Source organism: Companilactobacillus sp. y65-5 (assembly GCF_057541095.1).
Genome location: NZ_BAAJOA010000004.1, coordinates 195,619 through 218,010, shown reverse-complemented (window position 1 = coordinate 218,010; position 22,392 = coordinate 195,619). Strand labels below are relative to the sequence as shown.

The following is a 22,392-nucleotide window of genomic DNA, read 5'->3' as shown; positions in this document are numbered from 1 at the left end:
GTTTTCTCTCCTTATTTAGCTGTTAATCTATCCAGCACTTTTTGATATGTTTCTACTAGGTCGCCCTTTTGTTGTCTAAAAATGTCTTTATCGAGTGAAGTATGGCTAGATTGATCCCATAATCGACAATTATCAGGTGAAAATTCATCCACGAGTATGATCTTGTCATCTACACGGCCAAATTCCAGTTTGAAATCAATCAAATCAAGATGCCTATCACCGAAGAATTTAATCAATAGGTGATTCACTTCCAAAGCTTGTTTTTTAACATAATCAATTTCTTCTTGAGTAGCTATTTCTAATGAGATAACTTGTGAATCATTGATGAACGGATCATCTAATCGGTCACTCTTGAAATAAAATTCAATTATCGGAATGTCTAGCATTTCTCCTTCGATCAAGTCGAATTTTTTTGCCAAACTGCCTGAAACTCGATTTCGTAAAACAACTTCTAATGGAATGACTTCGGTTTTTCTGATCAATTGCTCGTGGTCAGAAAGATTCTTGATCACGTGTGTTTCGATACCCTTATCTGCTAAATAATCAAAGACTAACGAAGATATTTGACAGTTCAGAATACCTTTACCGGGAAATAATTCTTTTCTTTTACCATTGAGGGCAGTTGCTTGATCTTTATAAACTACCAATAATTCATTTTCATCATCGGTTTTGAATAAGTCTTTCGCTTTTCCAGAATAAATCAATTCGTTCGTCATAATTTCTCCTATACATTCCAAATTGGATTATCATCAATATTTTTCTTTGCTACATCCAGGTCATCCGTAAGTATGGTGATATGTCCCATCTTGCGATCATGTTTGATTTCGTCTTTTCCATAATCATGCAGATGCCAGTCATCGTGAACAAATACTTCTTTACGAGCATTTTCTAGATGTTGTCCTAATAGATTAACCATGATTGCTGGTTTAAATTGAGATATCTTTGGCATTGGTAAATTACAAATACCTCTAATGTGTGCATCAAATTGTGATATATTGCATGATTCAATTGTCAAATGTCCGGAATTATGTGGACGTGGGGCAATTTCATTGACGAACAATTCCTCTTGATTTGAGATAAAGAATTCAACGCACATAGTTCCAACTAATTCTAATTTTTCAGATATCCCAATAGCTATCTCATGAATCTTATTACTCAATTCAGGACTGATTCTTGCGGGACAGAGACTCAAATGAAGAATATTGTTTCGATGGATGTTCTCGATAACTGGAAAAACTGAGGTTTGACCATCAATATTTCTAGCGATGACAACTGAAACTTCCTTGTCGAGATCGATCGTCTTCTCCAAGATACATTCCCCAGATGCAATCAGTTCATTGATACTTTCATCCACTTTGTCAGTAATTCTTATTTGACCTTTACCATCATAACCACCACGAATCGTTTTTATGATCGATGGGACACCGACCTTGTCCAATCCTTGAGACAATTTCTTTTCTGAATTGACGATGGCATGTGGCACGACCGGGAAATGATTTTCTTCTAAGAATTTTTTTTCAAAAATCCTGTTTTGTGTCACAATCAATGCTTTGGTGCCCTGTGGAACGTATGTATACTTTGAAACCTCCTCGATCGTTTCAGCATCAACATTTTCAAACTCATACGTCAATACATCAACTCTCTTGGCAAGTTCGATCAATGATTGAAGATCATCATACCGTGCTACGATTTGATCATCTGAAACTTGAGCGGCAGAACAATTTTCTTGTGGATCAAGAATAATTACCTTGTATCCCATCTCTTTAGCAGAAAATGCCATCATCTGTCCTAATTGACCACCACCGATAATTCCTATCGTTGAGCCTGAAAGAGATTGATTATTCAAGATTCTTCCCACTTTCTACTGATTTATCGTGCATTTGTTTTTGATAAGCTAACAAGTTACTAGCATATTGTTCATTTTGTAATGCACAGATCTTCGTAGCTAAAATGGCTGCGTTGGTAGCACCCGCATCACCAATTGCCACCGTAGCAACAGGTACACCACTCGGCATTTGCACTATTGATAAGAGGGAATCCATGCCTTTCAACGCCTTAGATTTAACTGGTACGCCGATTACTGGAAGAATGGTCGATGAGGCAACCATACCCGGTAAATGGGCTGCTCCACCAGCTCCTGCGATAATAACCTTAAAATGATTCTTAGCAGCCCCAGTCGCAAAATCGAGCATCTCTTGAGGCATTCTATGAGCGGAAATAACTTTTACTTCATAGCTGACTTCCAATTGTTCCAATGTCTCAATAGTTTTTTTCATTGTACTCATATCTGAAATAGAACCCATAATTACTGCAACATCATTCATTGTTTATTTACCCTTTCCAAGTAGTAATCAAAGTTTATCAGCTATTTTTTCTTTTTTCAAGCTAAAGACGTACATTATTATCTATTAATTTAATAAATATTCGTGAATTCGTTTTGAAAAATAAAATTTTAAATAATATCAATCCAAAAGTTCGGCATATATTATACATTTTGTATTGAATACAAAAAAATAGATAGAGCAAAACTAATGAGTAGTTTTGCTCTATCTATTTCAAAATTAAAAGTGATAACTTTATTTTTTGCTGTTTTCTTTCTTTTGTTGTGCTTTCATTGAGCTCATCAATTGATTTAACTTCTTTTGTGAAGGCTTTTGTCCCATTTGCGCCATCATTTGTTTAATCATATCAGGGCTAATTGGTGGATTATCTTCGAAGTATTTCTTCATATACCATCTTGCGGCAAAGAAACCGATAATCAATCCAACTAACAAAGCCAAAACTCCAACTGCGATTGTTATTCCCATATCTAATTTTCACCCTTTCCATACATCTTATAATGATACAAAAAAATTAATGCAATTAAAAGACTAATCGTCACGTAATCCCTTTTTGCGTTGAATTTCTTTAACTTTGTTTGGAGTAACTTCCTTTCCCTCTTTATCATAAACACGCATCAATTCAATTTGTGATCTAAAGCTGGCACGAAAATTTTCTAAATATTCTTTACGAAGTACAGCTTGTTGTTCTTCCTCTTCGTGAGTCAATCCTTCTTCTTTGGATTTCTTTGCTAGTTTGTTAATTTTAGCAATAAGTTCTTCTTGTTCTTTCATTCTTACCAATCTCCTAATTATACCGAACACTTGTTTGAATTTATATCATCATTCTGATACAATCTAAATAAGATACTAACAATGAGGTGTTCTAATGTCAAAAGTTGAGGGCTCTAAACAATCCCAAATTTTACAGTGCATCCATGATTATTTAGACGACCATGGATATCCACCAACAGTCAGAGAAATCTGTGAAGCAGTTGACCTATCATCTACATCAACCGTTCATGGACATTTATCTCGTCTTGAAAAAAAAGGTTATTTACAACGCGATCCTACTAAGCCTAGAGCAATTGAATTAACAGTTGCTGGATTAAACTCTATCGGTGTTAAATCAAAGCAAATTCCAATTTTGGGTGCTGTTGCAGCTGGTCAACCAATTACTGCTGAGCGTAACCCTGAAGGTTACTTCCCAATCCCACCTGACTTGAATCGTAACTCTGGCGAATTATTCATGCTAGATATTCACGGTGAAAGTATGATAAATGCCGGTATCTTTGATGGTGACCAAGTGATTGTTCACGAACAAAATACTGCTAATAATGGTGAAATCGTCATTGCAATGAATGAAGATATTGAAGCAACTTGCAAGAGATTTTACAGTGAAAATGGACATTATCGTCTACAACCTGAAAACGACACTATGGATCCAATCATCCTTGACAATGTCGAAGTCCTTGGTAAGGTTGTTGGATTATATCGTTCACAAATATTTTAATTCTAAGATGATCTCATGATCATCTTTTTTTGTCTCAAAAATAACAATTTGACGACCTCGATCTTATTATCTCTACGCCCTCTGCGGCAATAACATCGAAAGCCCTTGAGTCTTAAAAGCAAACCAAAGTGATATCCAAGCATTTTTGGTACGTTTTACAGACTTACCTGACGCAATCCGCCTCATTTGCATCTCGTAATAGCTTAAACCTATATAGGAACCAGCTTTTTTATCCAAAGACATGATACCAGTGCTTAACATCTCAATGTCGATCGACTTGAAAGTTCCATTCTCAGCTTGATTTGGCAGGTCTGGAATCAAGGCAATGGCTCTGGCTAATCCGATCATATCGGTCTCATGGTTAACAAGTGCCCGTTCCATACCATCGATACTTCGAAAGCCACCGGTTACGATGATAGGCGTATCGATGCCTTCTTTTGCCTTTGCAGCATAATCAATGAAAAATGCGCCTTGTTTATTGCTACCTTGAACCATCGTATTTTCGTAATTGCCACCAGAAATTTCGATTAAGTCAACACCTAAATCAGCCATTTTGTGAATCACCTCGATCGAGTCACCCTCACTAAATCCTCCTGCTTTAAAATCAGATGAATTAATTTTCAATGCAATTGGAAATATTTGCCCGACTTTCTCCCGAATCGCTTGATAGACTTCTACGATTATACGCATACGATTTTCCAATGAACCACCATATTGGTCGGTTCGAATGTTTGAAATTGGAGATAAGAACTGGCTCAACAAGTACCCATGGGCTGCATGGATCTCAACACCACCGAATCCGGCTTTTTTAACGATCGCTGCTGAATTAGCAAAGCGTTGAACGATTGCGTTTATTTCAGATACGGTCAATGACCTTGGTTTATTAAATGCAAAAGCATTTGGACCTTCCAATGCGACTGCACTGGGACCTACTGGTTGCGAGCTGACATGTTTTGGAGACTGTCTACCTGGATGATTTAATTGAATCCATGTTTGAGTACTATTAATTTTCCCGGCATCGGCCCAGCGCGATAACATTTCTAAACCTCGTTCATCTTCAATCACGACATTTCCTTTTTCTCCAAGTGCGGTGGAATCGATCATTACATTTCCAGTAATCAGTAATCCCGCTCCACCTTTTGCCCAATTACGATACAAATTGACAATTTCATCTGTAGGCCGACAATTTTTATCTCCCAGTACTTCGCTCATAGCTGGTTTAACAAAACGATTCTTCAAAACTACGCCATTCTTAAGTTTAAGCGGTTGAAACAACATTTTTTTTGACATTTACATTCATCCTCTAATTTCTTTTGATTTTAGGTTTAAACATTTGAACATTAAAATTAAAAATAAGAGTTTATTGATCACTCTTATTTCCCATATCATTTTCTAAAGACTTAGTTAACGCTTTTAAAAGTTCCAAGGTACTAGTCATATCGGCACTATAGTAACGTTCAGTTCCAACTTGACTTACCGATAATATTCCTGCATTCAGCATCAATTTTAGATGATGTGAAACGGCAGGTCTTGATAAAGATAATTTATCTGTGATTTGATTAACCGTCATGCGATCGGTTTTGCAAAGCATAACCAAAATCTGTTGGCGGTTTTCATCTTGTAACATAGTGAAAATAGGGATACCGTTTTTAAAAATTTCTAATGTTTGTTCAGCCATTATTTATTTCTCCTTCCCTTTACGTTCATGTTCTTAAACTATTAAACGATATTTATTTAAGGATGTCAATAATTATTGGTTGACATTCTTAAACGAATAAACTAATCTCTGTACGGTAAGGTCCAAATGATTAAACTGTTAAACTATAAATTGAAATAGAGGACATCTCATGAAAGCAAAAATGAAGGCTGCTGTAATCGACACATACAAACAACCGATGCCAATCTTAAAAGAAGTTGAGATTCCTACTCCTCGACCTAATGACGTATTGATAAGAATTGTGGCTTCCAGCATCAATCCCATTGATCTCAAAACTAAAGATGGTGGACTAAAAATGCTGCTCAAGTATGACATGCCTATGATTATGGGAAGTGATTTTTCAGGAATTATTGAGAAGATCGGATCAAATATCACTAATTATCACATGGGTGATGCCGTTTATGGACGAGTACAAAAAGATCGTATTGGAACATTCGCGGAATACATTGCCGTAGATCAAGCAGATATTGCATTAAAACCACAAAACATTAATTTTGAGGAAGCTGCCTCGATCCCTCTTGTCGGATTGACCAGCTATCAGGCACTCCACGACATTATGCAAATTCATCCAGGACAAAAGGTCTTGATTCAAGGTGGCTCAGGGGGTATCGGGACCATCGCTATTCAAATCGCCAAATACCTAGGTGCTTATGTTTCTACCACAACCTCAGCTGAAAATTTTGACCTAGTTCAATCACTAGGTGCAGATTTCATCATTGATTATCGCAAAACTAATTTCTCTGAGATTCTTTCTGATTATGATTATGTATTTGACACTCGCGGCGGCAAGACGCTCGAAGATGCTTTTAAAATTGTGAAGCCTGGCGGCAAAATTGTAAGTATCGCCGGACTACCAAACAAACGATTTGGTAAAGAATACGGCGTACCACGCTGGAAACAATGGATCTTTGGGTTTATTACCGGTAAATTAGCCCATTTAGAAAATAAAACAGGAGCTTCTTACACCTTCTTATTTATGAAGCCTAGTGGTACTCAACTCGATATTTTAGGTCAATTGATTGAAGCAGAGGCCATAAAACCTGTTATCGACCGAGTTTTACCTTTTTCAGATATTGAGGAGGCTCTGACCTACTCACATAAAGGAAGAGCTAAGGGAAAAATTATTTTAAAGATGACAAATGATTCATAAAAATAGGTAAAAATGATGACTCACGATTTTCTAAATGTCTTTCTTTTACTTTAATTAAAAATTGAGGCAGAAATCTCCTGATTTTAATCAGGCAGATGAATGCTTGATAATTAACACCGTGAGGCGTTTTTTTGATTCTCGATATAATGTTCTACAACATATTGCGTGTGACGTGATTTGGTATTACTCATATATTATAATAAATAAAATACAAGTAAGGAGGTTAAGCAGTGTGGGCAAAACGATGGCACAACTTCCGTATCACTATGGTGTTAAAGTTCGGATCTTTCCATCGACTGCACAGAAGCGACTAATCAAACGAAATAGTGACGCTAGTCGATTTATTTATAATGAGATGAACGGCATGAACAAAGAATTGTTCACCCTTCGTCAAGTTAAAATACCAATTGAAGTCGTTCAAAAACGTATAGAGACATTAGAACAAAGATTGAAGAGACCTTCTACCGGGATATCGAACATTCATGGTTGGCTCAACGATAGTGATCTAGACAGTTTGATGAAAGCTAATGCGATCAAGAATTATCGTGCGGCTTGGAATCTTTTTTGTAAGGTGCATCGTTCTGGTACACCCGTTTTTCATAAAAAAACTACTGAACAAAAATACCAAACTTCATGCTTGTATTCGACAAAGGTAAAAGTATCCAACATGTTGACGGGTAGTGTCCGATTATTAGATAAGAGTAGGATACACTTGCCTAAAATTGGACGGGTACGCTTTAGTGGTATGCCAGCTAAATTGTGGAAAAAAGCTGATATTATTCGTATCGGTACAGTCACGATCTCAATGGACTCTAACGAACATTATTATGTTTCACTTCAACTTGCTTCTGAACAGCCTTTTGTGATCATTTCAGAAAAACAAGTTCGGTCTCCAGTTGGGATCGATCTAAATACTGACAACTTCCTGACTGATTCAGACGGTAACGTGATAGCTAATCCACGTTACTATCGTTCGATCAAAGGTAAATTAGCTCGAGAGCAACGGAAGTTGTCCAGAAGAGCTACAAGAGCCAAAAAGGAACACCGCAAACTGATCGATTCTAAGAACTACCAGAAACAACGTAGAGTAGTTGCCGCACTCCATATCAAGATCGCCAATCAACGTAAAAACTTCTTACATCAAACCTCAACGGCACTGGTCAAGAACCACGACTTGGTCGTTGCGGAAGAATTGAGAAGTAAAAACTTATTAAAAAATCACGCACTGGCGATGAGTATCGCTGATGTCGGTTGGCGGACATTCTTAGATATGCTTAGCTATAAAGCTGACCTTTACGGAAAAAAGTTTGTCACAGTTGATCCTAGAAATACCACGCAAACATGTCATGCTTGTGGTTTTGTCATGGGTACAAGTGATACAAGAAGGCTAACCCTATCTGACCGAGAGTGGACGTGTCCTAACTGCGATACCTTCCATATGCGTGATCATAACGCCGCTCAAAACATTTTGATCAAAGGCTCAGCTTAAAAAACAACAGTCCATCGGCAACCTGTGGACTAAAAAGGCTTTGGTAATTAGCACGTAAGACCCATTGGGCGATCGCTGTATCTAAGCTAATTGTGGTCGTATCACTATTGAGTGGTATTCTCACAAACTTCCTACTTTAGTGGGGAGTGGTTGATCATTACAGTAGATATTGTTGTTGAAAGCTCTGTAAAGACGTCTTGACTAACGGACGAATAATCAAGCAGTTTTATTTATAAAATTATTTTTTGAAGGAGTCTTACTGACCATGGATGAACAAAACGATACAATCAAAACATTAATGAACCACAGCTCTATTCGAAGCTACACAGATCAAGCGATTGATGAACAAACAAAACGAACCATTCTTGATTGCGCCCAAATGGCACCGACTTCCAGTTATCTTCAAGCTTATTCGATTATTGAGGTTACTGACTTGCAAAAGCGTCAGACGCTAAGTGAAATTTCTGGTGGACAACCATGGGTAAAAGCAGCCCCCCTCGCCCTACTTTTTTGTGCTGACCTACACCGTAGTGAAACATTATTAAATGTCCCCGATTCTAATGTTTTTGAGAATACCGAGCTTTACACTGTAGCAGTAATCGATGCTTCATTGGCTGCCCAAAAGGCGTTGATTGCTGCTCAAAGTATGGGCTTAGGTGGGATCACCGTCGGTGGCATCAGAAATGACATGGAGCGCTTGGCGACACTGTTTGATTTACCAAAAAGAGTCATGCCACTCTTTGTTCTATGCATCGGTTATCCTGCAGAACCTGCCACTACAAAACCACGTTTGCCTAGAGAATTCGTAGTAGGCAAAGATAGTTATCCAAATGAAAAGACGAGTATCGACACTTATAACCAAACTGTCAGTGCCTTTTTCAATCAGGCAACCAATGGCGCTGATCAATACAACTGGGTCGAACGTTGCAGTCATGCACTCGAGATGAAGCCTCGTTATGAAGTATCTGATTTCGTTAAAAAGGCTGGTTTTTTGAATAAATAATTTTGATATCAGTCAGTCCTAATCCGAAGTTGCATGAGTATTGTTTGGATTTTTTTGAGAGCATAGAAAAACACCCCTAAGGTTTGGATTTCTCCAACTTTAGGGGTGCGCTTCATTTTAATCACAATACTAGATATCGCGACGACGTTCCTTGATACGTGCAGCTTTACCATGACGATCACGTAGATAGTATAGCTTGCTACGACGTACACGACCGAATCTGATAACTTCGATTTTTTCAACACGAGGTGTGTTTAGTGGGAATGTTCTTTCAACACCAACACCACTACTCATCTTACGAACAGTATATGTTGCACTAACACCTGTTCCATGTCTCTTAATTACAACACCTTCAAACAATTGGATACGTTCACGTGTACCTTCAACAACCTTAGCATGGACACGAACAGTGTCACCAGCGCGGAAGTCAGGAATATCAGAACGTAATTGTTCAGATGTAATATCTTGAATTAACTTATTCATAAAAATTTCTCCCTGTTCGACACTCTTATATATCATTTGTATACAGCGGAATATCGTTAATATATGTGTTCAAACACTCTTACAATAATACATTAATTGTATTTCAGTGTAAACCACTTTCTGATTTTATTTCTCTTAACAGTTTTTTCTCTTCATCAGATAGTTCAACTGTATCCAACAAATCCGGACGGCGATCCAATGTCTTTTTTAAGGCTTCTTTTAGGCGCCATAAGCGAATCTTTTCATGGTTACCACTAGTAAGTACTTCCGGGACTTTTTTGCCTCGGAAATCAGCTGGACGAGAATATTGTGGGTACTCCAACAAACCATTGGAGAAGGACTCATCTTCAGCTGAGACAGAATTACCAAGGACTCCAGGTACAAATCTCAAAGTTGCATCGATCATACTCATGGTCGGCAGTTCTCCACCCGTCAAAATATAATCTCCGATTGAAACCTCATCCGTCACTAAGTCCTTGATTCTCTCATCAAACCCTTCATAATGCCCGCAAATAAACACTAGTTGGTCCTCTTGAGCAAAATCGCGTGCCATACTGGTATTGAAAGTTTTACCAGCAGGGTCTAATAAGATCACACGCTTTTTTCCCGGTTTTTGCTTATCAACATAATCCATAGCATCGTAGATAGGTTGTGCTTGAAGTAGCATCCCCGCTCCACCACCATACGGTGCATCATCAACGTGATTTTGTTTATCAGTAGTAAAATCTCTGAAGTCAACAATATCAATGTTTACAAGATCTTTCTCTTGAGCCTTACCGATCAGTGATTCATCCAAGGACTGAAACATCCTTGGGAAAATACTTAAAATTGTAATATCCATTAGTCTATCAATCCATCCGGAATCTCAACATCGATTTTTTGATTATCGAGATCCACTTTTTTTACAACATCATCAATATATGGAATCAATACTTCCCTATACTTAGTACCCTTAACGACCCAAACATCATTCGGGCCTAATTCAATTATTTCTTTAACTTTACCAATATTACCTAAGACTGGATCAATTACATCCAAACCAATTATTTGACTGTAAAGAAATTCACCTTCGGAAAGTTTGGGCTTGATTTCATTATCGGCAAATAGTTCTGATTTCACAAATTGTTCAACGTCGTTGATGTTATCATAATCCTTGAATTTTACTAAGACAAAGTTCTTATGCCTGCGTGAGGATTCAACGATCAATTGTTTTTCACTACTATCTGATTTGTGCAAAAATAACTTTGCACCTGATTTAAATCTTTCTTCTGGAAAATCGGTTATCGGTACAATCCTCAATTCACCTTTGATCCCGTGAGTATTCACTATTGTACCCACCCTGTATAATTCTTCAGCCATTGGCTCCTCCATGATAAATAAATAGGACCTGACAAAACTAAGTTTTATCTGATCCCACTTTTTTATTCATTATTTTGAATATTTGCTTTCATGATACTTTTGCATAATACCATGTGTCTTAAGCAAGTTACGAACTGTGTCTGAAGGTTGTGCACCTTTTTGTAACCATTCCATGATCTTGTCATCATCTAACTTGATCTCTTCTGGTTGTGAAATTGGGTTGTAGTAACCTACTTGTTCGATGAAGCGGCCATCACGTGGTGCACGTGAATCAGCAACAACGATTCTATAAAAAGGTCTTAACTTACTACCCATACGTTTCATTCTAATTTTAACTGCCATTTTGTTTCCTCCTAAATACTTAACTTTGTTAGTATACACAAAAAAAATAGAAGTGTAAAGTTTTTTTCTTTACACTTCTATTTTTATTTTGACTTGTAACGCTTAACCTTCTTCAAACGTTTCTTTTTGTTCTTCTTTTGCTTCTTAGCCATGGAACGCATTGCCATTTTACCAATTTTTCCGGACATACCTCCGCCCATCATTTGGTCAAGTCCTGACATATTACCCTTAGTCATTTGCTTCATCATATCACGTGATTGTTTGAACTGCTTGATCATACGGTTAACTTCTTGGACACTACGTCCAGAACCACTGGCAATTCTGCGTCTACGTGAGGGATTCAGTAAACTAGGATCTTCACGTTCTTGAGGGGTCATTGAATAAACGATAGCCTTCAGATGATCGATATCTTTCTCGCCGATACTTGCATTAGCGAGAGCGGGATTATTAGCCATCCCTGGAATCATCTTCATGATCTCATCAAGTGGTCCCATTTTTTGAATTTGATCCATTTGATCGATGAAATCGTTGAAGTCAAAGCTATTCTCTTTGATCTTTTCAGCCATTTCTTCAGCTTGTTTAGTATCATAATCCGTCTGGGCTTTTTCGATCAACGTCATCATATCGCCCATACCTAAGATACGGTTAGCCATACGATCAGGATGGAAGACATCCAACTGATCCAGTTTTTCACCTTGTCCAATGAACTTGATAGGCTTACCAGTGACCGAACGGATAGAAAGTGCAGCACCACCACGAGTGTCACCATCTAACTTGGTCAATACAACACCAGTGATATCTAATTGCTCATCAAAACCGTGGGCAACTTTGGCTGCGACTTGACCGGTCATTGCATCAGCAACAAATAAAATTTCATTTGGATGTGCTAATTCTTTGATTCGAGCCAATTCATCCATCAGCTTGTCGTCAATTTCCAAACGTCCAGCCGTATCAATAATCACATAATCATTTTTGTTTTCTTCGGCCTTTTTCAAACCTGCGCGAACAATTTCAACTGGATCCTTATCGGTGCCTTCTTCATAAACAGGAGCACCAACTTGCTCACCAACAACTTTCAATTGCTCGATGGCAGCTGGACGATAAACGTCTCCAGCGATAAACAATGGACGAGCCTTATCGTTCGCCATCAAATATTTAGCCAGTTTACCTGCAGTTGTAGTTTTACCAGCACCTTGTAAACCAACCATCATGATGATTGTTGGGATATGTGGAGCCTTATTTAACGGAACTGCTTCCTCACCCATCAACTTAGTCAACTCATCGTTAACAATCTTTATTACTTGTTGTGATGGTGTCAAACTGTCCATTACTTCGGAACCTAAAGCACGTTCTCTAACTTGCTTGACGAAGCCTTTAACAACGTCGAAGTTAACATCGGCTTCAAGCAAAGCCATTCTAACTTCACGCATTACTGTCCGGACATCATCTTCTGATAGTTTTCCTTTACCTTTCAGTGAAGAAAAAACTTTTTGTAGCCGTTCACTTAATCCTTCAAAAGCCATCTCTTACTCCCATTAATTTTCATTTATTTTTGAAATACGTTTTACTAATTCTACCAATTCTTTATCATTTGGGTAGTTTTTTAAGACAATTTTATTTAACTGACCCGCTATATCATCAATCTCTTGAGTTTTCTCAACTAGCTTTAGTTCTCGTTCAAACGATTCTAGTAAACTAACGGACCGGTGTAGATTATCCATTACAGCCTGACGAGAAACCTCTAATTGTTCAGCAATCTCACTCAAAGAAAAATCTTCAACATAATATAAGCTCATATATTGAGCTTGTTTTTTAGTTAATAAAGAATGATAAAAATTATACAACAAATTAATTTTAGTTGTCTCGTCAATTTTCATGATTATTTACCAGAACCGACAATTAATTCCTTGAACATGCCGTAAATAAATTTCTCTGGATCGAAATCACGCAGATCATCCATCTTCTCACCCAATCCTACTAGCTTAACAGGAATGTGTAATTCATTACGGATAGGCAATACGATTCCACCTTGAGAACTACCGTCGATCTTAGTCAAAACGATCCCGGTAACATTTGTTGTTTCATTAAACTGTTTAGCCTGGCTTAATGCATTTTGCCCAGTAGAACCATCAAGGACTAACAATACTTCCTGTGGGGCGTCTGGTAGTTCACGAGTAATAACTCGTTTGATTTTTTCTAGTTCACGCATCAAGCCTTCTTTATTTTGGAGACGGCCGGCTGTATCAACTAACAAAATATCAAAATCCTCTTTGATGGTCCGTTGGACCGCATCATAGACTACTGAAGCTGGATCAGTTTGTGGTTTATTTGCTTCAACTGGAACATTGACCCGACGACCCCACTCTTGAAGTTGTTCGATAGCTCCAGCTCTAAATGTATCCCCAGCAGCCAAGAGAACTTTTTTACCTTCTTGCTGATACCTATGAGCTAATTTACCGATCGTAGTAGTTTTACCGGCACCATTAACACCTACAAATAAGAAAACCGTTGGAGTTTTATCACTACTAAATCGTAAGGAATTGTTCTCATCCTTACCTTCTTCGTCATACATATCAACTAATTTTCTAACGATAACTTCAGAAACATCAGAACGTTTTTTTACATTTTCTAATTTAACTTCTTCTCGTAATTCATCAGAAATTTTCAATGCCGTCTCATATCCGACATCTGATTCAATTAGCAATTCTTCCAAGTCATCAAAGAAATCTTCGTCGACACTTCGGAAATTAGCCAAGAAACGATTGAAGCGAGCGCCAAATGAATTACGACTTTTTTTGAGACCTTCATCGTACTCCTTGATGTCGTCCTCTTGCTCAGTTTCTTCAGTCGTTTCGGTTTCTTCGCTATCAGATTCTGATTCAGTGGCAGGTTTTACTTCCTCTGATTCTTGTATCTCAGTATCGGCAGTCTCTTCAGTTACTTCAGGCTGTTCTTCGTCACGTTCATCAACTTCAGTTTCTGGCTCTGGCTCTGTTGAAGCTTCCTCTTCAGAAGTAGTTGGTTCCGGTTCATCTTGCACCGATTGTGGTTCCACAGGTATATCTTGAGCCTCAACATCAGCACTTTCTTCATCTTCATTTTTGGCGTCCACGTTTGAAACAGATTGATCTTCAGCTTGTCCATTCTCTGTCTCTTCGCTCGGAGTAGTTTCTAAGTCATCTTGTGAAGCTTGATCGGTATCTTGATCAGACTCTTTTTGATTCTCTACCGCTTCGGTTGTTTGTTGCTCTTTTTCTTCATTATTATCATTATCGCTATCGTCTTTACCAGTAAAAGCTTTTTTTATTCGATCAAAAAGTCCCATTTATTAATTCTCCTTTTTAAGCGTCTTATTCACATCTTTGACAGACACTGAAAGCATTTTTGATACACCGGATTCTTCCATAGCTACGCCATAGAGTCGATTTACATTCATCATTGTACCCTTTCGGTGTGTAATAACAATAAATTCAGTATTGTCGTCATATCGATTCAAGTAGTTTGCGAAACGATAAACATTTGCATCATCTAATGACGCTTCTACCTCATCCAGTATGCAAAATGGTACAGGGTGTGCTTTGATGATTGCAAACAGTAAAGTTATCGCAGTCAATGCCTTTTCGCCACCTGATAACAAACTCAAACGTTGGAATTTCTTCCCTGGTGGTTGAGCAATGATCTCGATTCCAGTATCTAATAGATTGCTAGGATCTGTTAGTACCAACTTAGCTCTCCCGCCAGCAAACATTTCTGGGAAGATGACTTCAAAGGCAGCACTAATTTCATCAAAAGTTCGCTTGAATCGTGTTGTTACTTCTCGATCCATCTCGGACATCGTGGCCAAAAGCTGTTGTCTAGCCTGCAACAAGTCATTTTGTTGTGTCGTTAAAAACTCGTAACGATCTTTGACCTTGTCATATTCTTCAATCGCCGATAAATTAACGGTTCCCAATTCGTCGATGCCCATCTTCAACAATCTTGCTTCACGTTTTAATTCATCTGGATCAGAATCTTGTTGTTTTAAGTTCTTCATCGCCGCTTCATAGGTGAGTTGATAGTCTTCTGACAAAGCATTCAAACGACTGTCGATCTTATTGGTCAACTTAGTAACTTTTATCGCCAATCCCTCTTGTTCATCGGAAGCTGATTTTTGTAAATCAAAATTGCGCTGAGCTTCATCATTCAAAGTCGCTGCAAATTGATTTTTAACTTCACGTTGATTTTTTAAATCCGTCAACTCGTCCTGAAGTTGTTTGATATCTGCTTCATATTGACCAGTTTTAGATTTTATTTCAGCGTTAGTCATACTCAATTGATCTTGTTCAGAATTAAGTTGATCCAAGCGAATATTCAATTCTTTGATTTGTTCATCTGCTGCTGAAATTTCTTCTACTAGCCGATCTTTTTGTATCTGTTCATTGTCGTGATTGCTCTTAACAACTGCAAGATCGGTCTTATTCTTTTGAATTTCATCATTTATTTGAACTAATTCCGAATCAAAATCTTCGAGTAATTTTTGTTTATCTTCGATTTCCTTTTGAATATTTACGACTTGCTGTTCGAGATTCTTCGCACCTTCAATTTGAAGTTTGAGATCTTTTTTTAGCTGTGCCTTCTCTTGGCTATTTTTATTTGAATTATATTTCAGTGCGTCATATTGTTCAGTTAAATGTTCTTTTTCACTGTTATAAGTGGACAAAGTATTGCTTAATTGATTTTTTTCTTGATTAAATCCGTTCAATTTTTCTTCGATTTTTTTCTTTTCATCGCGCAAATCGAGCAATTCTTGACGTAAGTCTTGAACACTGTTTTGTTTTTGGTCCAACGTGATCTCTTGCTTTGAGAGTTTTAATTTCAAAGTTTTTAGTTCATCTTCACGTGTCAAAATACTCGAATTCATACGACGTTGTTGCCCACCGGTCATAGAACCACCGGCATTGACGACATTACCATCCAAGGTTACGACACGGTATTTTCGAGCAACGGCTGCCGAAACCTTTGTTGCAGCATCAATGTTTTCAGCAATCAATAAGTTACCCAAAATATTTTTGGCTATATTAGCTACCTTATCATCGAACTTGACCAAGTCACTAGCAACACCGATATATCCACTGACTCCCTTAGCATTATTCAAATCAGTTGAATAAATCACTCGAGGTTTGATGATATTTATCGGCAAGAATGTCGCTCTACCGCCATTACGTTTTCGCAAATAGGCGATCGCCTTCTTAGCTGCTGCTTCATCACTCGTCACGATCGATTGTAACTGATTACTGACTACTGTCTCGATTGCCAATCTATATTCACTAGGAACTTCGATCAATTCAGCTATCGCCCCGATAATGCCACCAATAGCCTCTTGATTGTTCAAAACATTTTTGGCACCTTCAAAGAAACCAGCATGTTCCTGCTGCATATTTTCCAAAACAGTCTTACGTGCCTTAGTTTCTTGAAGAATTTCCAGCAACTTCAAGTACTCCTGATTCTCAGTTGTACCCATTTCCGTGACTTGTTTGATATTTTCGGTAATCTCATCATTCTTCTTGATCAGCCCCTGATTGTCATCAATCAAAGTTTGAAGTTTAGAACCTACATCGGTAATTTTGAGATTTGTACTATCCAGATTACCTTTGACATCATCAAGTTGTGTTTTAGTATCTTGGTCCGACGATTCAATACGATCTAATTGACGTTGAGTATACTTTTGGTCATTACCCGTAGAAACTTGCTCTTGTAGCAAGTTGACGTAACGATCACGTAACTCTGCAATATTATCTTGAATCTGTTGGGGAGTTTTCTTTTGAAGCTGAGTTATTTCTTTAAGTCTATTTTCAAACTTGGCGATTTGTTGCTGATAACCCTGGATCTTTTCGTTACACTCGTCCAACTTATTCTCATGAATTTTTTTGTCAGTTTTTATCTTTTGTAATTGTTCATTTAAAGAAGTGCGGTTAGTAGTATTGAAACCATTTCTTTCATCCGAAACAGCAATTTGTCCGTTCAAAATTTCCAGAGCCTGTGTCTTCTTTACTAAGTTGGCTTGACTAGCGTCGATCTTAGTCGTCAATTCAGTGATCTCATCACGATTATTGGTGACTTTCTCATTTGAAATTTTTACTTGTTGTTCAATATTACGCAAACTCATCTTAACTTTGCGTAGTTCAGATTCAGTTTGTCGTTTTTCTTTAGATAAATCTTTTATCTCAATGGTTAATATTTGTTGATAAATATTATCATATTTACTTTTTTGCTCTTTATAATCACGTGCAATGCTCGCTTGTTTTTTTAAAGGTTCAACTTGCTTGGATAGCTCCGAAACAATATCTGAAACACGATGCAAATTATCAGTTGTTTCTGTGAGTCGGCTCTCAGCTTGGATTTTCTTTTGTTTAAAAAGTGCGATTCCGGCAGACTCTTCAATGATCGAGCGACGTTCTACGGGCTTGCTATTGAAGATTTCTTCCACTCGACCTTGAGAGATAATCGAAAATGATTGTTTGCCCATCCCTGAACCCATAAACATTTCAGTGATATCCTTCAAACGACAAGATTTGTTATTAATTGAAAACTCAGTATCACCATTTCTAAACAACTTGCGTTTTATCGTGATATTAGTCTGATCGGATTTTAATTCTCCGTTGGAATTATCAAATTCTAGTGTAACTTCTGCATGATTCATTTGTGCTCGTGTTGCACTACCGGCAAAAATGACATCTACCATTTTATCACCACGTAGGCTCTTAGCTGATTGCTCACCCATTACCCAACGAATTGCTTCTGTAATATTTGATTTTCCACTTCCATTGGGTCCTACAATACCTGTGATTCCACTTGTAAAATCAATCTTTGTCTTGTCAGCAAAAGATTTAAACCCATTTATCGTTAATGATTTTAATGGCATAAAACAACTCCTATAATTCTTCTAACGCTTTTTTGGCAGCCATTTGCTCAGCATGTTTTTTACTAAATCCAAACCCTTTAGACAGAACTTTGCCATCTACGATCAATTCAATTTCGAACTTTTTATCGTGGTCTGGACCTTCCTCATCGATTACCTTGTAGTCGATTTCAACTTCACCTGATTGTTGTAATTTTTCTTGCAAATGAGTTTTAAAATCAGTATCTTCAGAAAATTCACCTGAATCAATGTGTGGATAGACAACATCTTCAAGGAATTTTTCAACGGCATCATTTCCTTGATCCAAATACAAGGCGCCATTAAATGCCTCGAAGATGTCTTCGAGTAACGTGTGTCTTTGACGTGCACCTTGCTTTTCTTCTCCCTTACCGATCAACAAATACTTGTCGATTTGAATTTGTTTGGCGAATCTAGCAAAACTATCTGTTCGAACAATATCTGATCTTAATCTCGTTAATTTACCTTCAGGAAGTTGGGGATATTTTTCAAATAGGTATCTTGAAATATTAATCTCCAAGACTGCATCTCCTAAGAATTCAAGTCTTTCGTAGTTACCTATTCCTAACTCTTTGTGTTCATTGTCAAAAGAAGAATGAGTCATAGCTCGCTCAATCAACTTCTTGTTGTTAAAAGTAATACCGTAATTCTTTTCTAAATAATCTAAGAATTTCTGATCTAGCATAACGCGTCCCCTTTCCAATAACCTTAATTATACTAAACTTTTGCACTAAATAATTAAATGGCGAAAAAAATAAGACCACAAGGTCTTATTTTTGATGACTCTCAATGTAATCTACTGCTTCACCAACAGTTGTAATCTTCTCAGCGTCTTCATCTGGGATTTCAGAATCAAATTCTTCTTCTAGTTCCAAAACGAATTCAACTAAATCGATTGAATCTGCATCTAAATCTTCTGTAAATGATGTTTCTTTCTTGATAGTACTAGTTTCAACTTCAAATTTATCTGCAATCAATGCAACTATCTTATCGTAAATTTCTTGTTCTGACATTTAAAGGTTCTCCCTATTTTTAATCTTCTTTTTTGTTCATTTGTTCAAAGTAAGTATTAGCTTTGTTAATAGTGTCGTTTAGCAACATATCATAAATCTGTTTTACTGTATAGAAAACAGCCTTACTATCAGCTGATCCATGCGCCTTAACAACTGGTGATTTGAGACCCAATAATACCGCTCCACCGGCCTTAGAGGTATCGAACATATCACGAAGTCCCTTTAATGATGGGGCAACAATAGCTGCACCCATTTTAGTAAAGAATCCATTGTTTAGCAAGGCATGTTTCATTTCCTTGAGTAATACAGTCGCCGTGCCTTCAGTTGCCTTCAAGGCAGCATTACCTGTGAATCCATCAGTAACGATGACATCAGCTACACCATTCAAAATATTATTTGACTCTACATTACCAATAAAGTTGATGCCATCTGTATTTGACAATAATTCAAAGGCTTCTTTGTGTAACGTGTCTCCTTTATCTGGCTCAGTACCGTTATTCAGAAGGCCGATACGAGGTTCTTTTATTTGCTTAACATCACGAGCGTAGATCGAGCCCATTACAGCCCATTGTTGCAAATAAGCCGGCTTAGCTTCTGCATTGGCACCAACGTCCAAAACATTAACACCTAACGGCGAATTTGTTACAGGGAGCGTTGGCATCAATGCTGGTCTCTCAACTTGCTTGATTCTACCAACAATAAATATTCCTGATGCTAACAAGGCACCCGTATTACCCAATGACAACATGGCATCAGCTTCTTTTGCTTTAACGGACTTAGCTGCCAACACCATAGAAGAATTTTTCTTAGAACGAATTGCTTTAACTGGCTCATCTGTTCCTAGAATCTCCTCATCTGTGTGTACGATTGAAACGCGGTCACTATTTTTTAAATATTTTTTAATTTTATCTTCATCGCCATATAGGACAAACTCTAAGTCTGACCATTCATCACGAGCTTGTTCAATTCCCTCAACAATGACTTGAGGTGCATTATCTCCACCCATGGCATCTACTGCAATTTTCATTAATTAATTCCTCACAAATTTTTAGTCGAAGTTATTTAATTGATCAAATTCATCACTCAAGAATAATTTTAACACTTTGTTTTCAGGATTATCCATGGACTGTTCATCCTTAAAGATTTGTTCAGCTTCGATTTGAGCCGTCTGTAAAATATTAAAATCAGCGATAGGGTTCCCAACCTTGAAATCTGGCAAACCAGATTGCTTGTTTCCCAACAAATCACCCGAACCACGCATTTTGAGGTCTTCTTCTGCTAGAACAAAACCATCAGTAGTCGAGGTTAGGATTTTCATTCGTTCTAATGCTACATCATTCTTGGGATCGGCAATCAAAATACAGTATGATTGCTTCTCACCACGACCGACACGACCGCGCAACTGATGAAGTTGAGATAATCCAAAACGATTGGCATCGTAAATCACCATCACTGAAGCATTCGGAACATCGACACCAACCTCAATTACCGTCGTTGAAACTAGCACGTCGATTTCTTGGTGGCTGAATTTATTCATGATCTCTTCTTTTTCATCGTTAGACATTTTACCATGTAAAATACCAATTTTATACTTTGGTGAATATAATTCATTAAATTTGTCATAAATCAATTCCGCATTTTTTAAATCGATTTTTTCTGACTCCGAGATCAAAGGTGTGACAACATATACTTGTGCCTTATCTGCCAACTGCTTTGAAACAAACTTATACATTTGTTCAACTTTTTGACTTCTGATCCAGTATGTTTCGATTTTCTTTCGTCCGGAAGGTAGTTCATCGATCCGAGAGACATCCATATCTCCATATGTTGTAATCGCCAAGGTTCTAGGGATCGGTGTTGCTGTCATCGCTAATACATCAGGATTATTACCCTTTTCTCGTAAGGTCTTACGTTGATTAACTCCAAAACGATGTTGCTCATCGATCACTATCAAACCTAAGTTTTTGAAATCAACACTGTCTTGAATCAATGCATGTGTCCCCACGATCACATTGGTTCGTCCTTCTTTGATATTTTCAGCAATCGTATCATGCTCTTTTTTTGTTTGAGAACCGGTCAAAATAGCAGTTCGAATATGCCATTTTTCCAGTAGATCACCGATCTTTTCAAAGTGTTGCTGAGCCAATATTTCAGTTGGAGCCATGATTGCTGCCTGATATCCCGCCGTGACTGCAGCCAACATCGCAATTACCGCCACAATAGTTTTTCCAGAGCCCACATCACCTTGTAGAAGTCGATTCATATGATGATTGGATTTCATATCGGCTAATATTTCATTGACTACTCGATCTTGTGCCTTAGTTAATTCAAATGGTAGCGACTTTCTGAATTCGCTGACATAATTTTCGTCATATTCTTGAACTAATCCATCATTTTCGCGCTGATCCTTAGCTTTGACGCTTTGAATACCACATTCAAATAAGAAAAATTCACGAAATTTTGCACTTCTTCTTGCTGCTTCATTTTCATTATCATCATTGGGAAAATGCATGCCTTTGACAATATCATGGTCATTAAGCAATTGATATTTTTCCTGCAAATAACTAGGAATGATCGATTCAATCTCATTTTGATATTTATCAAAGGCCATTTTGATCAGATTGATCAATGTTTTTTGGTGAATATTCTTATTGACCGAATAAACCGAATCTATCGCGCCTTCTTGATTACCACCAATCACCTTGATACCAGTTAACGAACGCCGATTCTCATTCCACTTGCCATAAACTGCAACATCATTACCAGTTTCAAATTTATCCTTCAACCAGGGTTGATTAAAGAACGTCACCATGATCGACTCATTTTCAACTAATATTCTGACATTCAGACGGTTCTTCTTGTATCCAAATCTGGCAACGACTGGATCACTTGCGACAATTCCCTTCAGCAGGATTTTTTCCTGATCAACTGCATCATCTAATGACTTAACTTCCATGTCCTCGTATCGAAAGGGGAAATAAAACAACAAGTCATATACGCTGTTGATACCTAGGGATTGAATTGCATCAAATCTTTTAGGACCTACTCCCGGTAATTCAGCGACTGAAACTTTTCTTAAATCCATTTTC

General features: G+C 37.6%; 23 protein-coding genes. 4 read left to right on the top strand and 19 right to left on the bottom strand.

The features are described 5' to 3' along the window. Window positions 1-11 precede the first annotated feature (11 nt). The 5 genes from purC to AC27FM_RS09120 form a co-directional block, all read right to left on the bottom strand. Window positions 12-716, bottom strand: a complete 705-nt coding sequence (purC, locus tag AC27FM_RS09140) for a phosphoribosylaminoimidazolesuccinocarboxamide synthase (protein ID WP_487087552.1) — start codon at window positions 714-716, stop codon at window positions 12-14. Between the two features lie 8 nt (window positions 717-724). Next, window positions 725-1,846 carry a 5-(carboxyamino)imidazole ribonucleotide synthase gene (gene purK, locus AC27FM_RS09135; RefSeq protein ID WP_487087550.1) on the bottom strand — a complete coding sequence of 374 codons (1,122 nt, stop codon included), beginning with the start codon at window positions 1,844-1,846 and terminating at the stop codon, window positions 725-727. Further along, window positions 1,839-2,324 (bottom strand): 5-(carboxyamino)imidazole ribonucleotide mutase, encoded by a 486-nt coding sequence (gene purE, locus AC27FM_RS09130; protein ID WP_487087548.1) that lies wholly within the window; start codon window positions 2,322-2,324, stop codon window positions 1,839-1,841. The genes purK and purE overlap by 8 nt, the downstream gene beginning before the upstream one ends. A 252-nt stretch (window positions 2,325-2,576) precedes the next feature. Beyond that, window positions 2,577-2,807, bottom strand: a complete 231-nt coding sequence (locus AC27FM_RS09125; RefSeq protein ID WP_056979732.1) for a YneF family protein — start codon at window positions 2,805-2,807, stop codon at window positions 2,577-2,579. A 63-nt stretch (window positions 2,808-2,870) separates the two neighbouring features. Next, the gene (locus AC27FM_RS09120; protein WP_487087546.1) at window positions 2,871-3,113 is read right to left on the bottom strand and encodes a DUF896 domain-containing protein; all 243 of its coding nucleotides are present in this window, start codon (window positions 3,111-3,113) and stop codon (window positions 2,871-2,873) included. A gap of 94 nt (window positions 3,114-3,207) precedes the next feature. Here AC27FM_RS09120 and lexA point away from each other — a divergent pair, with 94 nt between their 5' ends. Then, window positions 3,208-3,831, top strand: coding sequence for a transcriptional repressor LexA (lexA, locus tag AC27FM_RS09115; protein ID WP_487087544.1), 624 nt, complete (start codon window positions 3,208-3,210; stop codon window positions 3,829-3,831). A gap of 72 nt (window positions 3,832-3,903) precedes the next feature. On the opposite strand, the gene AC27FM_RS09110 is transcribed toward lexA, so the two are convergent. Together AC27FM_RS09110 and AC27FM_RS09105 are read right to left on the bottom strand one after the other, a co-directional pair. Further along, window positions 3,904-5,121, bottom strand: coding sequence for an NADH:flavin oxidoreductase/NADH oxidase family protein (locus tag AC27FM_RS09110; protein WP_487087542.1), 1,218 nt, complete (start codon window positions 5,119-5,121; stop codon window positions 3,904-3,906). A gap of 70 nt (window positions 5,122-5,191) precedes the next feature. Continuing rightward, window positions 5,192-5,509 carry an ArsR/SmtB family transcription factor gene (locus AC27FM_RS09105; protein WP_487087540.1) on the bottom strand — a complete coding sequence of 106 codons (318 nt, stop codon included), beginning with the start codon at window positions 5,507-5,509 and terminating at the stop codon, window positions 5,192-5,194. 181 nt (window positions 5,510-5,690) lie between these two features. Between AC27FM_RS09105 and AC27FM_RS09100 the strand changes: the two genes are divergently transcribed. The 3 genes from AC27FM_RS09100 (at window position 5,691) to nfsA (ending at window position 9,190) form a co-directional block, all read left to right on the top strand. Continuing rightward, window positions 5,691-6,698, top strand: coding sequence for an NADP-dependent oxidoreductase (locus AC27FM_RS09100; RefSeq protein ID WP_487087629.1), 1,008 nt, complete (start codon window positions 5,691-5,693; stop codon window positions 6,696-6,698). A gap of 244 nt (window positions 6,699-6,942) precedes the next feature. Then, the gene (locus AC27FM_RS09095) at window positions 6,943-8,187 is read left to right on the top strand and encodes an RNA-guided endonuclease InsQ/TnpB family protein (protein ID WP_487087627.1); all 1,245 of its coding nucleotides are present in this window, start codon (window positions 6,943-6,945) and stop codon (window positions 8,185-8,187) included. Window positions 8,188-8,452: 265 nt separating this feature from the next. Next, a complete protein-coding gene (gene nfsA / locus AC27FM_RS09090; RefSeq protein WP_487087538.1) occupies window positions 8,453-9,190 on the top strand; it encodes an oxygen-insensitive NADPH nitroreductase in 738 nt (245 codons plus the stop codon). A 129-nt stretch (window positions 9,191-9,319) separates the two neighbouring features. Here the strand turns inward: nfsA and rplS are convergent, their stop codons facing one another. The 12 genes from rplS to recG all read right to left on the bottom strand — a co-directional run bounded on the left by rplS (window position 9,320) and on the right by recG (window position 22,388). Continuing rightward, window positions 9,320-9,673, bottom strand: a complete 354-nt coding sequence (gene rplS, locus AC27FM_RS09085) for a 50S ribosomal protein L19 (protein WP_487087536.1) — start codon at window positions 9,671-9,673, stop codon at window positions 9,320-9,322. Window positions 9,674-9,776: 103 nt separating this feature from the next. Next, window positions 9,777-10,514: a tRNA (guanosine(37)-N1)-methyltransferase TrmD gene (gene trmD / locus AC27FM_RS09080; protein WP_487087534.1), complete on the bottom strand. Its 738-nt coding sequence runs from the start codon at window positions 10,512-10,514 to the stop codon at window positions 9,777-9,779. Then, window positions 10,514-11,032 (bottom strand): ribosome maturation factor RimM, encoded by a 519-nt coding sequence (rimM, locus tag AC27FM_RS09075; RefSeq protein ID WP_487087532.1) that lies wholly within the window; start codon window positions 11,030-11,032, stop codon window positions 10,514-10,516. Before rimM ends, trmD begins: the two co-directional genes overlap by 1 nt. A 69-nt stretch (window positions 11,033-11,101) precedes the next feature. After that, window positions 11,102-11,374: a 30S ribosomal protein S16 gene (rpsP, locus tag AC27FM_RS09070; protein ID WP_487087530.1), complete on the bottom strand. Its 273-nt coding sequence runs from the start codon at window positions 11,372-11,374 to the stop codon at window positions 11,102-11,104. Window positions 11,375-11,457: 83 nt separating this feature from the next. Next, window positions 11,458-12,897 carry a signal recognition particle protein gene (gene ffh / locus AC27FM_RS09065; RefSeq protein WP_487087528.1) on the bottom strand — a complete coding sequence of 480 codons (1,440 nt, stop codon included), beginning with the start codon at window positions 12,895-12,897 and terminating at the stop codon, window positions 11,458-11,460. A gap of 12 nt (window positions 12,898-12,909) precedes the next feature. After that, window positions 12,910-13,251: a YlxM family DNA-binding protein gene (ylxM, locus tag AC27FM_RS09060; protein ID WP_487087526.1), complete on the bottom strand. Its 342-nt coding sequence runs from the start codon at window positions 13,249-13,251 to the stop codon at window positions 12,910-12,912. Between the two features lie 2 nt (window positions 13,252-13,253). Continuing rightward, window positions 13,254-14,699 carry a signal recognition particle-docking protein FtsY gene (gene ftsY, locus AC27FM_RS09055; protein ID WP_487087524.1) on the bottom strand — a complete coding sequence of 482 codons (1,446 nt, stop codon included), beginning with the start codon at window positions 14,697-14,699 and terminating at the stop codon, window positions 13,254-13,256. A 3-nt stretch (window positions 14,700-14,702) separates the two neighbouring features. Then, complete coding sequence (smc, locus tag AC27FM_RS09050; protein ID WP_487087522.1) at window positions 14,703-18,275, bottom strand: chromosome segregation protein SMC; 3,573 nt, start codon at window positions 18,273-18,275, stop codon at window positions 14,703-14,705. Window positions 18,276-18,285: 10 nt separating this feature from the next. Continuing rightward, complete coding sequence (rnc, locus tag AC27FM_RS09045; protein ID WP_487087520.1) at window positions 18,286-18,975, bottom strand: ribonuclease III; 690 nt, start codon at window positions 18,973-18,975, stop codon at window positions 18,286-18,288. A gap of 85 nt (window positions 18,976-19,060) precedes the next feature. After that, on the bottom strand, window positions 19,061-19,303 hold the full coding sequence (acpP, locus tag AC27FM_RS09040) for an acyl carrier protein (protein WP_487087518.1): 243 nt from the start codon (window positions 19,301-19,303) through the stop codon (window positions 19,061-19,063). 19 nt (window positions 19,304-19,322) lie between these two features. Beyond that, window positions 19,323-20,330 carry a phosphate acyltransferase PlsX gene (gene plsX / locus AC27FM_RS09035; RefSeq protein ID WP_487087516.1) on the bottom strand — a complete coding sequence of 336 codons (1,008 nt, stop codon included), beginning with the start codon at window positions 20,328-20,330 and terminating at the stop codon, window positions 19,323-19,325. Between the two features lie 21 nt (window positions 20,331-20,351). Beyond that, the gene (recG, locus tag AC27FM_RS09030) at window positions 20,352-22,388 is read right to left on the bottom strand and encodes an ATP-dependent DNA helicase RecG (protein ID WP_487087514.1); all 2,037 of its coding nucleotides are present in this window, start codon (window positions 22,386-22,388) and stop codon (window positions 20,352-20,354) included. Window positions 22,389-22,392 lie beyond the last annotated feature (4 nt).

Coding starts and splice junctions, on each gene's coding strand:
- recG (WP_487087514.1), bottom strand. CDS start 22,388: ATGGATTTAAGAAAAGTTTCAGTCGCTGAATTACCGGGAGTAGGTCCT.
- ftsY (WP_487087524.1), bottom strand. CDS start 14,699: ATGGGACTTTTTGATCGAATAAAAAAAGCTTTTACTGGTAAAGACGAT.
- smc (WP_487087522.1), bottom strand. CDS start 18,275: ATGCCATTAAAATCATTAACGATAAATGGGTTTAAATCTTTTGCTGAC.
- purC (WP_487087552.1), bottom strand. CDS start 716: ATGACGAACGAATTGATTTATTCTGGAAAAGCGAAAGACTTATTCAAA.
- AC27FM_RS09120 (WP_487087546.1), bottom strand. CDS start 3,113: ATGAAAGAACAAGAAGAACTTATTGCTAAAATTAACAAACTAGCAAAG.
- AC27FM_RS09105 (WP_487087540.1), bottom strand. CDS start 5,509: ATGGCTGAACAAACATTAGAAATTTTTAAAAACGGTATCCCTATTTTC.
- rplS (WP_487087536.1), bottom strand. CDS start 9,673: ATGAATAAGTTAATTCAAGATATTACATCTGAACAATTACGTTCTGAT.
- ylxM (WP_487087526.1), bottom strand. CDS start 13,251: ATGAAAATTGACGAGACAACTAAAATTAATTTGTTGTATAATTTTTAT.
- AC27FM_RS09095 (WP_487087627.1), top strand. CDS start 6,943: ATGGCACAACTTCCGTATCACTATGGTGTTAAAGTTCGGATCTTTCCA.
- acpP (WP_487087518.1), bottom strand. CDS start 19,303: ATGTCAGAACAAGAAATTTACGATAAGATAGTTGCATTGATTGCAGAT.
- purE (WP_487087548.1), bottom strand. CDS start 2,324: ATGAATGATGTTGCAGTAATTATGGGTTCTATTTCAGATATGAGTACA.
- rimM (WP_487087532.1), bottom strand. CDS start 11,032: ATGGCTGAAGAATTATACAGGGTGGGTACAATAGTGAATACTCACGGG.
- AC27FM_RS09100 (WP_487087629.1), top strand. CDS start 5,691: ATGAAGGCTGCTGTAATCGACACATACAAACAACCGATGCCAATCTTA.
- trmD (WP_487087534.1), bottom strand. CDS start 10,514: ATGGATATTACAATTTTAAGTATTTTCCCAAGGATGTTTCAGTCCTTG.
- nfsA (WP_487087538.1), top strand. CDS start 8,453: ATGGATGAACAAAACGATACAATCAAAACATTAATGAACCACAGCTCT.
- AC27FM_RS09125 (WP_056979732.1), bottom strand. CDS start 2,807: ATGGGAATAACAATCGCAGTTGGAGTTTTGGCTTTGTTAGTTGGATTG.
- lexA (WP_487087544.1), top strand. CDS start 3,208: ATGTCAAAAGTTGAGGGCTCTAAACAATCCCAAATTTTACAGTGCATC.
- plsX (WP_487087516.1), bottom strand. CDS start 20,330: ATGAAAATTGCAGTAGATGCCATGGGTGGAGATAATGCACCTCAAGTC.
- rnc (WP_487087520.1), bottom strand. CDS start 18,975: ATGCTAGATCAGAAATTCTTAGATTATTTAGAAAAGAATTACGGTATT.
- rpsP (WP_487087530.1), bottom strand. CDS start 11,374: ATGGCAGTTAAAATTAGAATGAAACGTATGGGTAGTAAGTTAAGACCT.
- ffh (WP_487087528.1), bottom strand. CDS start 12,897: ATGGCTTTTGAAGGATTAAGTGAACGGCTACAAAAAGTTTTTTCTTCA.
- AC27FM_RS09110 (WP_487087542.1), bottom strand. CDS start 5,121: ATGTCAAAAAAAATGTTGTTTCAACCGCTTAAACTTAAGAATGGCGTA.